Here is an 11887-nt window from a genome sequence, read left to right on the forward strand (position 1 = left end):
CAGCAAAGGCGCGCATGCGGCGAAGTTCCCTCGCTATCACCCAGGCTCAGCCAGGCTCAGCCAACCTCAGCCAAGCTCACCCAGGCTCACCCAAGCTCACCCAAGCTCAAACGAAGTCACGCCGAACACGCGTTCGATCGCGAGCGTGGGCGGCGCCCGCGTGTACATCCGCGCGGTTTCAAAGACGCTTGTCATGCCGCGCCGTTCGGCCAGCGCGACGGCCGCCGGGTTGGTCTCAGGCGCGTCGAGAACGATGACCTCGCCCGGCACGCACGCGGCGAGTCCGTCGAACAGCTCGGCCGCAATCCGCTCGTTATCCGCGAACAGCGGGCCGATCTTGCAGCCCGTCCTGCAACGGCGCAGCACGCCGTATCCCGCGAGGCGGCCATCGCGGACGGCCGCCAGCGCAACGGCGTCCGGTTGTCCGATCCATGCGGCGAGAAAGTGCGCACGCGCGGCAGGAAAGCACTGGCGGTCGTAGCCGGCAAGCTGCTCGAACGGCAGATCCGATGCATTCGAAACGTTCGGGCGAGCCGCGCCTTGCGCGACGCCTTGAAAGCGGATGTTGCGATACGCAAGCGCAAAACCGGACTTCCTGTAGTTCGCCTGCTGGGCAAGGACGCCGTCGAGACCCACGTTGCGGTTTCGCAGATAGTCCATCCCGTGCTGCCAGACACGCATGCCGAAGCCTCTGCCGCGAAAATCCGGTTTCACGATATACAGACCGATAAAGCCGAAGCGCTCGCCGTAGGCGACCGCGGAGATGCAAGCGACCGGTTCGCCCCGCCACTCGCCGATAAAGAAGCCGTCCGGGTCTGCTGCCCGAAAGCACGACGCATCGTGCAGGCCGGGGTTCCATCCTTCCGCCGCAGCCCACTCGAGCGACAAGTCGACCTCGCCGGCCGACATGGTCCGCACGATGAAATCGCCAGCATGAGTCATGTTCTTTGCTCACCGGTCCGGGTAGAAGTTGTCAGTGTGACGCTGGCGGGTGGTGTTTTTCAATACCTTCGGTGGCGGTCGGCTCGCCTGATTCCTGTTCTGTGCCTACCCGATACATCAATTCGACGCCGGCTCCGGATGCGCAGCAGGCGAACCTGCAGTCTTCATCATCCCGTCGGTGCCGTGCTGAATCGCATAAATCTCGCGGTTGCGCGCGATGGTGGCGGCCGAAGGCGGATAGTCGCTATCCGACGTAGGCAAGTAGCCTTCCGCCTGCGCTTGCGCCAGTTGCGCAACGACCTCCGCACGGGTCAATCCTGACCGGGTCGATCCTGACGAAGCGGTTTGCGCGAAGGCAGTCGCGCCGAACGAAAGACCAAGGGCGGCAACAGCAACGGCGGTAAGCAATTTCATGACGTCTCTCCGATTTGACTGGATATAAAAGTGGCTTGATCCACCCTTCCCATTCTTGTCATTTCAGCTGTCGGAGCACTGACCCTCACATTACCGTTTTGTCATCTACACATCGACCGCCACATCGACCCGCCCGTCGCGGTTCAACGCGCAGATAACGGACTTGTAATGTAGCCGTCCGCGGCCGGTAAGCCCCCCGCATTCACACTCCTGACCTCTCGAAGCTCGTGTCATGCGCCGCTCATTACGCCGAAGACGGGCGCCTCCATCTGCCTCTTTTTCAGGAATCCGTCATGTGGATCGTCAGGCTCGCGTTACGCCGCCCCTATACGTTCGTGGTGCTCGCGCTGCTGATCTTTATCGTCGGCCCGCTTGCGATACTGCGCACGCCGACCGATATCTTCCCGAACATCGACATTCCGGTGGTCAGCATCGTCTGGTCGTATAACGGTTTTTCCGCGCAGGACATGGCCAGTCGCATCACGTCGAATTACGAGCGCGCGCTCACCTCCGACGTCGACGATATCGAGCATATCGAGTCGCAATCGCTGAACGGCGTGTCGGTCGTGAAGATCTTTTTTCACCCGGGCGCGGACATCAACCGCGCGATCGCCGAGGCGGCCTCCAATTCGGCGTCGATTCTGCGCGTGCTGCCGCCCGGCACGCTGCCGCCGAACATCATCGCGTACAACGCGTCGACGGTGCCGATCCTGCAACTGGGACTTTCGAGCAACACCCTGTCGGAACAACAGCTCTACGACCTCGGCAACAGCCAGATCCGCACGCAACTGGCGACGGTCCAGGGCGCCTCGGTGCCGCTGCCGTTCGGCGGCAAGGTCCGGCAGATCATGGTCGACATCGATCCGCGCGCGTTGCAGGCAAAGGGCCTCTCCCCGCTCGACGTGGTCAATGCCGTGAACGCACAAAACCTGATTCTGCCGGGCGGCACCGCGAAAATCGGCACGAAGGAATACAACGTGCAGATGAACGGCAGCACGGACACCGTCGCCGCGCTGAACGATCTGCCGGTCAAGACCGTGGCAGGCGGCGTGGTGTACGTGCGCGACGTCGCCCACGTGCGCGACGGCTATGCGCCGCAAACCAACATCGTGCGCAGCGACGGCAAGCGCGCGGCGCTCCTGACCGTCGAGAAGTCCGGCAGCACCTCGACGCTGACCATCATCCAGCAGGTCAAGGCGATGCTGCCGCATATCGCCGCCGGTTTGCCGAGCGCGCTGCACATCACCGCGTTGTCCGATCAGTCGGTGTTCGTGAAGTCGGCGGTGGTGGGCGTGGCGCGCGAGGCGCTGATCGCCGCCGGCCTGACCGCCTTGATGATCCTGCTGTTTCTCGGCAGCTGGCGCGCCACGCTGATCATCGCGGTATCGATTCCGCTCGCGGTGCTGACCTCGTTGATCGCGCTTGCGGCGCTCGGCCAGACCATCAACATCATGACGCTCGGCGGGCTGGCGCTCGCCGTAGGCATTCTCGTCGACGATGCCACCGTCGCGATCGAAAACATCACGCACCATCTGGAAAACGGCGAGCCGCTGCACGATGCGATTCTGAACGGCTCCGGCGAGATTGCCGTGCCGACGTTCGTGTCGACGCTGTCGATCTGCATCGTGTTCGTGCCGATGTTCCTGCTCTCGGGTGTCGCGCGCTATCTGTTCGTGCCGCTCGCGGAGGCCGTGGTGTTCGCGATGTGCGCGTCGTATTTCTTCTCGCGCACGCTGGTCCCGACACTCGCGATGTACCTGATGCGCGCGCGCAGCAATGCGCCGGTCACGGACAACGGGCCGCTTACGCGCGTGATCCGCTTTCAGGCGGGTTTCGAGCATCGCTTCGAGCGGCTGCGCGAACGCTATCGCGGCGTGCTGGCCGCAGGGATTGCGAGTCCGCGCCGTTTCATCGCGATCTTCCTGCTGCTGTGTATCGGTTCGCTCGCGCTGGTGCCGTTTGCCGGCCGCGACTTCTTCCCGGCTGTCGATACCGGCGAAATCCGCCTGCATCTGCGCGCGCCGACCGGCACGCGCATCGAAGACACGGCGGCCATCACCGATGAAGTCGAAGCCCGCGTGCGCAGCGTGATTCCGAAGCAGGAACTGGCGGCGGTGCTGGACAACATCGGCGTGCCGGTGAGCGGCATCAACCTGACCTACGACTCGTCGGATCCGATCGGCCCCGAAGATGCGGACGTGATGATCACGCTCGCGGCCAGCCACCAGCCCACCGCGCAATACGTGGCGACGCTGCGCACGACGCTCGCCAAAGCATTCCCCGGCGTGAGCTTCGCGTTCCTGCCCGCCGATATCGTCAGCCAGATTCTCAATTTCGGCCTGCCCGCGCCGATCGATATCCAGATCGTCGGCAACAAGCTCGACGCCAACCGCGCGGTGGCGAACCGTTTGCTCTCGCAATTGCGCGGCGTGCGCGGCCTCGTGGACGCTCGCATCCAGCAACCGGGCGACGCACCGGCCATCAACGTGAACGTCGACCGCACCCGGGCGATTCAGGCCGGACTGCTGCAACGCGACGTGTCGCAAAACCTGCTGATCGCGTTGTCCGGCAGTTCGCAGACCTCGCCGAATTTCTGGCTCGACCCGAAGAACGGCGTCAGTTATCCGCTGATGTCGATGATGCCTCAGTACGAGGTGAACTCGCTTCAGGCGCTGGCCAACCTTCCGGTAGCGCAGGCCGGCGCTACCGGCTCAGGCGCGACAGGCGGGATGGCGACGGCGGCGGCCAATGCCGGCGGCCCTGCTCCGCAAAACCTGCTCGGCGCGCTGAGCTTACTGTCACGCGGCACCCAGCAGGCGGTCGTCTCGCACTACAACGTGCAGCCGGTGCTGGACATCTTCGCGTCGGCTCAGGGGCGCGACCTCGGCGGCGTGGCGGCCGACGTGACCCGGCTCGTCGAGCAGATCCGCCCGCAGTTGCCGCCGGGGGCGTCGATCGTCGTGCGCGGCCAGGTAGAGGCCATGCACGACTCGTTCAGCGGCCTCGCAAGCGGCATGGTGTTCGCGATCGCCCTCGTCTACCTGCTGATGGTCGTCAATTTCCAGTCGTGGCTCGATCCGCTCATCATCATCAGCGGCTTGCCGGGCTCGCTCGCGGGCATCGCGTGGATCCTGTTCAGTACCGGCACGCGCCTGAGCGTACCGGCGCTGACCGGCACCATTCTGTGCATCGGCATCGCCACGGCCAACAGCATTCTCGTGATCAACACCGCGCGCGAACTGCACCACGGCGGCAAGCCGCCGTTGCAGGCGGCGCTCGAAGCCGGCTTCAGCCGCTTCCGCCCGGTGCTGATGACCGCGCTCGCGATGCTGATCGGCATGCTGCCGATGGCGCTCGGCTCCGGCGACGGCGGCGAACAGAACGCGCCGCTGGGGCGCGCGGTGATCGGCGGCCTCGCGCTCGGTACGGTCGCTACGTTGCTGTTCGTGCCGGTCGTCTACGGGACGGTGCACGCGTGGCTCGACAAACGCCGCGCGGCTCGACAAGACACCCAGGAATCCGGCCTCCCCGCCCGGACACTTTGATTCCGACGAGACCCCGACCATGAACGACTCATCCCTTCCGCCCGTACGGGCCGATCAGTCCAAACAACCCACGAGCGGCGCCCAGCAAACCGCGCACGTCGAACCTGCCGCGTCGGCGCCTGCCGCAAACGCCAGCTCCAAACCGCGCCGTTACCTGTTGCCGCTCGCGTTGAGCGGACTGGCCGCGGTCTTGCTGATCCTCGGCATCGTGCCGCGTCTGCACGCGAGCGCCGCGCTCACGCAACAGACGGTCGCGCAAAGCGTCGTCAATGTTGCGGTGATCGCGCCTCGCGCCGCGCCCTCCGTTCACGAATTGCTGCTGCCGGGTGCGGTGACGCCGTTCGCCGAAGCATCGATCTACGCGCGCACGAGCGGCTATCTGGCGCACTGGAACACCGATATCGGCGCACAGGTTAAAAGCGGACAAACGCTCGCCACCATCGAAGCGCCCGAGCTCGACGCGCAGCTACGCCAGGCCCGTGCCGACGAAGCGACCGCGCAGGCCAACTTCGACTACGCCAAGGTCACCGCGCAGCGCTGGCAGGAGATGCTGAAAACGCAATCGGTCGCGCAGCAGGACGCGGATACGAAGGTCAGCGACATGGAAGCGCGGCGCGCGATGCTCGCGTCGGCGCAGGCCAACGTCGCGCATCTGGCCGAACTGGTCTCGTACGAGAAGATCACCGCGCCGTTCGACGGCGTGATCACCGCCCGCAACGTCGACGTCGGCGCACTGGTGACGGCGGGCGGGACGCCCGGTACGGCCGGCATGTCGGGCGAGCTGTTTCATATTCAGCAAACCGGCGTGCTGCGCGTATTCATCGACGTGCCGCAGAACGACGCGCCCTATGTGACGCCCGGCACCGGCGTGTATCTGACGGCCCAGCAGTATCCGGGCCGGCAGATCGCCGCTAAGGTGGCGCGCAGCACCGGCGCGATCGATCCGGCGAGCCGCACGCTGCGGGTCGAGGTCGACGTCGACAACAAGGATGGTGCGTTGATGCCCGGTGCTTATGCGCAGGTGCATCTGCAGTTGCAGTCGTCGTCGCCCGCGCTCGATCTGCCGGTCAGTGCGCTGCTGTTCCGCGCCGACGGCGTGACGGTCGCCGTGGTCGACAGGAACGGCAAGGCGGCGCTGAAGACAGTTCACCTCGGCCGCGATTTCGGCACGCATGTGGAAATCACCACCGGGCTCGCGGCAACCGACCGTGTCATCGACAACCCGGGCGATTCGCTGAGCACCGGACAAGCCGTCCAGATTGCGCCGGCAACCCATAGCTGAGCGCTCTTCATCGAAAGGATCTGCCGATGTTTCAGACGAAATTGCCGCGCACCTTGATGCGCCGTTTATCGAGTCCGCGCTTGGGCTTATGCTCGGACCTGTGCCTGAGCCCGTGCTTCCTGCCGCGATTGAGCTTGCGATTGCTGCCGCGATTGGGCCTGCGCGTGCTGCCGCGCTTGCACCTGCGTTGGTGCCTGCTATCGCGCCGTGCGCTTGCCGTCACGCTGATCGGTGCATTGCTGAGCGCGTGCTCGACGCTGCCGCCTTACCGGCGGCCCAGCGCCGAGATCCCCGCGCGGTACGCGGGCACCGCACCCGGCTGGGCGCAGGCCGCGCCCGCCGACGCGGCGCCGCGCGGCCCCTGGTGGACCCTCTTCAACGACCCGGTGCTCAATCAGCTCGAGGCGCGCATCGACGTGTCGAATCAGACCGTGCGCAAAGCGGTCGCGCAGGTCCAGCAAGCGCGGTCGATGGTCGACTATCAGCGCGCCGGATTCTTTCCGGTCATCACCGCCGGCGTCGCCCAGAATCGTTCGAGGACCTCACAGAACCTCGTGGACCGCTCGCTCGCGGGCAAGACCCTGCCCGACTATTCGGCCGGCGTGTCGGCGAACTGGGAGCCTGATCTGTTCGGCCGCGTGCGCGATAGCGTGACCGGCGCGAAGGCCGACGCCGAAGCGCGTGAAGCGGATCTCGAAGCCGTGCGTCTGTCGATGAGCGCCGATCTGGCCGTCGACTATTTCGCGCTGCGCTCGCTCGATACGCAGAAGAAGCTGCTCGACGACAGCATGAACGCGTACGCCGCCGCGCAGAAACTGCTGCAGCAACAGCTGAAAAGCGGCGCAATCGACGCGTCAGCGGTTGCTCAAGCCACCACGCAACTCGAAGCGACGCGTACTCAGGACACGGACATCGACGTGACGCGCGCGCAAATGCAGCATGCGATCGCCACGCTGATCGGCGAGCCCGCCTCGACCTTCACGCTGCCGCCGAACGGCTCTACGCCGACGGCGCCGCCGATTCCCATTGGACTGCCGTCACAACTGCTCGAACGGCGGCCCGACATCGCCGCCACCGAGCGGCGCGTGGCGTCGGCGAATGCGCAGATCGGCGTGGCGCACGCGGCGTTCTTCCCCGATCTGGTTCTGTCGGCGAGCGCGGGGCTGGAAAGCACGTTCTTCGCGCCGTGGCTGAGCGCGCCGAGTCTGTTCTGGTCGCTCGGAGCGCAACTCGCCGGCACGCTGTTCGACGGCGGCCGGCGCACGGCCACCCTGCATGGCGCGGCGGCCCAATACGACGGCACGGTCGCCGATTACCGGCAAACGGTGCTGGTGGCGTTCCAGCAGGTCGAAGACAATCTGTCCGCATTGCATTCGCTCGCCGACGAAGCCGCCAGCCAGCAGCGCGCGACGACGGCCGCCGATCTGTCATTGCGGCTGATGACGAACCGCTTCAATGCCGGCGCGGTCAGCTACCTCGACGTGGTGACCGCACAAACCATCGCGTTGACGAACCAGCGCACCGCGGATCAGATTGCCGCGCGCCAGCTGGAGTCGAGCGTGTTGTTGCTGAAAGCGCTGGGCGGCACGTGGCAGGATCGGGGCGACAGCGCGGCAAAACAGACGGACGTTGCTGCCGCCGCTGCGGCACCCGCGGCACCTGCGGCTAAACCCGCCGGAACGTGAGGATGAAACGCGTGCTCCGCGCGTCGCTTTCGGCATGCACGGCGCCGCCGTGCAGTTCCAGGATCGTGCGGACAATCGCGAGGCCGAGCCCGGTCGAACCCGTGGACCTTTGCGACAGGCCGGAAGACGGCAGCGAACTGCGCGACGGATCGATGCGGTAAAAGCGGTCGAAGATCCGTTCGAGATGCTCGTGGGCGATCGGCTGCCCCTCGTTCGACACGGTGACGCGCACTTCGCCGCCGGACCCGGCGGCGTCAAGCACGATCTCGCCGCCTTGCGGCGTGTAGCGGATCGCGTTGGCCAGCAGATTGCTGACGGCGCGGCGAAACAGCTCCAGGTCCGCCGTCAGGCTCGCGGCGCCGGTGACGCGCAGGTTGACGTTCGCATCGTCGGCGATCCCTTCGAAATACTCGGCGATGCGCGTCAGTTCCTGACCGGCGTCGAACTCGCGCATATGTTTGACGAACTGCGGATGTTCGGCGCGTGCGAGGAACAGCACGTTTTCGATCATTCGCGACAGGCGGTCGCATTCCTCCAGATTCGACGCCAGCAGCGCCTCGTATTCGTCCGCGGGACGAGGCCGGGCGAGCGCCACTTCGGCGGCGCCGCGCATGTTGGAAAGCGGCGTGCGCATATCGTGCGCGAGGTCGGCGGTGAAACGCGACAGACTTTGAAAGCCGTGGTCCACGCGTTCGAGCATCGCATTCAGCGACGCCACCAGCGCTTCGAGTTCATGCGGCACGCGCGCTACGGCGATCCGCGTATTCAGACGATTGACCGTGACGCTGCTCGCACTCGCCGCGATATCGCGCAACGGCCGCATGGCTGTACGAATCAGCAGATAACTCAGCAGCATCGCGAGAAGCACGCCGGCGGCGCCTGCCAACTGAAGCTTGTCGCGATAGCGATCCAGCAGCAGCCAGCGGTCGCTCATGTTGCGCGCCACCAGCACGCTGGCCACTTCGCCGTCGCGCAACCTCGCGTCCGCCAGGATGCCGCGGATCGGTGCGCCATTGCGGCCGCTCCAGTCCGCGATATCCGCCTCGGTGATGCGCGCTGAAGCGGGAATGCGCGTCCACCGCGGCAAGGCGGCGGTGGTCGCGACGCCGCTGGCTTCGCTGGCTTTGGCCTCGCCGGCCTCGCTCGCTTCGCTGGCTTCATTGGGGTCGCTGGCCGCGGTTTCATGCGTCTCGCTGGCTATGCTAGTTGCGCTGGCTGTGCTGGATGCGCCAGTTGCGCTGGCTGTGCTGCCTACGGTGGTTTCATTGACGGCGACCGGCGTGGCGAAGGTGTTGGCGAGGTTGTGTCCGAGCACCTGATCCCCGTCAGGACCGAAGACTTCCATCGACATTGCTGCATTGCCGAACACGGTGCTGGTCAGACGGTCGCCGTGTTCACGAATCCCCTTTGACGTTTCGAGTTCCTGAGCAAGCCGTCGCGCGTGGCGGGCCGCGAGCACGATGTCGAGATCATCCTGCGCCTTGATCTGGCGATCCAGCGCGAGATACAGAAAACTGCCGACGAGAGCGAAGACCGCGAGCGTGGTGGCGCCGAATGCAAACGCGAGCGTCGCGGCAAGCGAGCGGCCGCGCATCAACCGGCGTCCTTCAGTTCGAGCACATAGCCGACGCCGCGCACCGTATGGATCAGTTTGACGGGAAAGTTGTCGTCGATCTTGGTGCGCAGCCGACGGATGGCGACTTCGACGACATTGGTGTCGCTATCGAAATTCATGTCCCAGACATAGGATGCGATTTGCGTGCGGCTCAACACTTCGCCTTGACGGCGCGCGAGCAATTGCAGCAGCGAAAACTCACGCGGCGTGAGATCGATGCGTATGCCACCGCGTTTGACACGCCGCCGATTGACATTCATTTCCAGGTCGCCGACCTTGATCAGTTCGCTCTCGCGCGGCGGTCCACGGCGCGCCAGCGTGCGCACGCGCGCCAGCAATTCGACGAACGCGAAGGGTTTGACCAGATAGTCGTCCGCACCGAGCTCGAGACCGCGTACGCGGTCGTCGACGTCGTCGCGCGCGGTCAGGAACAGTACGGGGGTTGTGCGCGTGCTGCGCAGGGTCTTGACGATGGTCCAGCCGTCCATGCCGGGCAGCATCACGTCGAGCACGATCACGTCGTACTCTTCTTCCTGCGCGAGGAGCAGGCCTTGCGGGCCGTCGTTCGCGACGTCGACTGTATAGCCGGATTCTTCCAGGCCTTTCTTCAGATAGGCCGCTGTTTTTAGCTCGTCCTCGATGACCAGGATTCGCATGGGGGTGCTCCGCTGTGCTTGGCTTTTTGATTTTTTAGATCATACCGGCAAGCGGTGGGGAGGGAGATTACGATTTGGTAATGATTTTTTGCCTGCGCGGCGCTTGTTATGTCTGTTTGCCTGCGGCGTTGGTCTTTCCTTGATCTTGCTTGCCTTTTGCGGCGGCATTTTTATGTATGCCTGCGGCGGTGCCTTTGCTTGGCCGGACCACACCGCGGTCCATGAGTGCCTGTGACAAAGCAGTCATTCACCCCTTCTCGCACTGCGCGCTCGCCGGCAAGGTTCATTCCAAACCGCGCGCTTCGGGCATGACGGAACGAAATACGACGAAGCATCGGCGAAAACCGCTAATGCGCGCACGGCCGGGTTCTTCCGGAAGCACCTCGGTTTGGCGTGACAGGCATCTGTTGCCTAATCTTCCTGTTGCCCGCTGCAAGCGTACTGAGACGAGCACGGCTCTGCCTGCCTCGGGTGTGGCCGGAAGTCGGTTCGGGGGAGCGTTGCTGTTATTCTTCTCTCTCCCGACCCGTCACCGGTCACCCGCCGCCGCCCTCGGGCGGCGTTCCCGATCAGCGCGTTCGCGCGCCCGGCATCAAGCGAGACAGGAATTTGCATGTTCGGTTTTCTGCGCGGCTATTTTTCCAACGACCTGGCGATCGATCTCGGCACGTCGAACACCCTGATCTACATGCGCGGCAAGGGCATCGTGCTGGACGAACCATCGGTCGTGTCGATTCGTCAGGAAGGCGGTCCCAACGGCAAGAAAATCATTCTGGCAGTCGGTAAGGAAGCCAAGCAGATGCTCGGCAAGGTGCCGGGCAACATCGAGGCGATCCGCCCGATGAAAGACGGCGTGATCGCCGACTTCAACATCACCCAGCAGATGATCAAGCGCTTCATTCAGATGGCGCACGAAACGCGCATGTTCGCGCCGTCGCCGCGCATCATCATCTGCGTGCCGTGCGGGTCCACCCAGGTCGAACGGCGCGCGATCAAGGAAGCCGCGCATAGCGCGGGCGCCTCGCAGGTCTATCTGATCGAAGAGCCCATGGCCGCGGCCACCGGCTCGGGTTTACCCGTATCGGAGGCGACCGGCTCGATGGTGGTCGATATCGGCGGCGGCACGACCGAGGTAGGCGTGATCTCGCTGGGCGGCATCGTCTACAAGGGCTCGGTGCGCGTGGGCGGCGACAAGTTCGACGACGCCATCGTCAACTACATCCGCCGCAACTACGGGATGCTGATCGGCGAGCAAACGGCCGAAGCGATCAAGAAGGAAATCGGCTCCGCGTTTCCGGGCTCCGAAATCAAGGAGATGGAAGTCAAAGGCCGCAACATGTCGGAAGGCATTCCGCGCAGCTTCACAGTGTCCAGCAATGAGATTCTCGAAGCCCTCACCGATCCGTTGAACCAGATCGTCTCGGCGGTCAAGATCGCGCTCGAACAGACGCCGCCGGAACTCGGCGCCGACATCGCCGAGCGCGGCATCATGCTGGCGGGCGGCGGCGCATTGCTGCGCGATCTGGACCGCCTGCTGGCGGAAGAAACCGGTCTGCCGGTATTCGTCGCCGAAGCGCCGCTCACGTGCGTGGTGCGCGGCTCGGGCATGGCGCTCGAACGCATGGATAAATTCGGCGGGGCGTTCTCGTACGAATGACGCTGGTGAAGCGCGGATCGCAGTGTCGCGCGAACTATACTCGCTACTCCGAATAGCTCATCCCATGGCTCATGTCCGGTAGCGGAGTAGC

At 64.8% G+C, this 11887-nt stretch carries 9 protein-coding genes; 5 read left to right on the forward strand and 4 right to left on the reverse strand.

Annotated features, from left to right (window positions below):
- Positions 1–96: 96 nt before the first annotated feature.
- Both AC07WT_RS31230 and AC07WT_RS31235 read right to left on the reverse strand, forming a co-directional pair.
- Entirely contained in the window at positions 97–942 is an 846-nt protein-coding gene (locus AC07WT_RS31230) for a GNAT family N-acetyltransferase (protein ID WP_494949944.1), read from the reverse strand.
- Between the two features lie 117 nt (positions 943–1059).
- Positions 1060–1356 carry a DUF4148 domain-containing protein gene (locus tag AC07WT_RS31235; RefSeq protein ID WP_494949945.1) on the reverse strand — a complete coding sequence of 99 codons (297 nt, stop codon included), beginning with the start codon at positions 1354–1356 and terminating at the stop codon, positions 1060–1062.
- A 293-nt stretch (positions 1357–1649) separates the two neighbouring features.
- Between AC07WT_RS31235 and AC07WT_RS31240 the strand changes: the two genes are divergently transcribed.
- From AC07WT_RS31240 to AC07WT_RS31250, 3 genes are all read left to right on the forward strand, one after another.
- Positions 1650–4901, forward strand: coding sequence for an efflux RND transporter permease subunit (locus AC07WT_RS31240; protein ID WP_494949946.1), 3252 nt, complete (start codon positions 1650–1652; stop codon positions 4899–4901).
- Between the two features lie 19 nt (positions 4902–4920).
- A complete protein-coding gene (locus AC07WT_RS31245; protein ID WP_494949947.1) occupies positions 4921–6183 on the forward strand; it encodes an efflux RND transporter periplasmic adaptor subunit in 1263 nt (420 codons plus the stop codon).
- A gap of 182 nt (positions 6184–6365) precedes the next feature.
- Positions 6366–7868: an efflux transporter outer membrane subunit gene (locus AC07WT_RS31250; RefSeq protein WP_494951089.1), complete on the forward strand. Its 1503-nt coding sequence runs from the start codon at positions 6366–6368 to the stop codon at positions 7866–7868.
- On the opposite strand, the gene AC07WT_RS31255 is transcribed toward AC07WT_RS31250, so the two are convergent.
- Together AC07WT_RS31255 and AC07WT_RS31260 are read right to left on the reverse strand one after the other, a co-directional pair.
- On the reverse strand, positions 7849–9462 hold the full coding sequence (locus AC07WT_RS31255) for a heavy metal sensor histidine kinase (protein WP_494949948.1): 1614 nt from the start codon (positions 9460–9462) through the stop codon (positions 7849–7851). The two genes, AC07WT_RS31250 and AC07WT_RS31255, sit on opposite strands and share 20 nt — an antisense overlap.
- Entirely contained in the window at positions 9462–10139 is a 678-nt protein-coding gene (locus tag AC07WT_RS31260; protein ID WP_492596256.1) for a heavy metal response regulator transcription factor, read from the reverse strand. Before AC07WT_RS31260 ends, AC07WT_RS31255 begins: the two co-directional genes overlap by 1 nt.
- Between AC07WT_RS31260 and AC07WT_RS31265 the strand changes: the two genes are divergently transcribed.
- Both AC07WT_RS31265 and AC07WT_RS31270 read left to right on the forward strand, forming a co-directional pair.
- On the forward strand, positions 10138–10374 hold the full coding sequence (locus tag AC07WT_RS31265; RefSeq protein WP_494949949.1) for a hypothetical protein: 237 nt from the start codon (positions 10138–10140) through the stop codon (positions 10372–10374). The genes AC07WT_RS31260 and AC07WT_RS31265 overlap by 2 nt on opposite strands.
- A gap of 378 nt (positions 10375–10752) precedes the next feature.
- A complete protein-coding gene (locus AC07WT_RS31270) occupies positions 10753–11796 on the forward strand; it encodes a rod shape-determining protein (RefSeq protein ID WP_492596396.1) in 1044 nt (347 codons plus the stop codon).
- Positions 11797–11887: the final 91 nt, after the last annotated feature.

It is taken from the genome of Paraburkholderia sp. GW821-FHT02A12 (assembly GCF_059422005.1).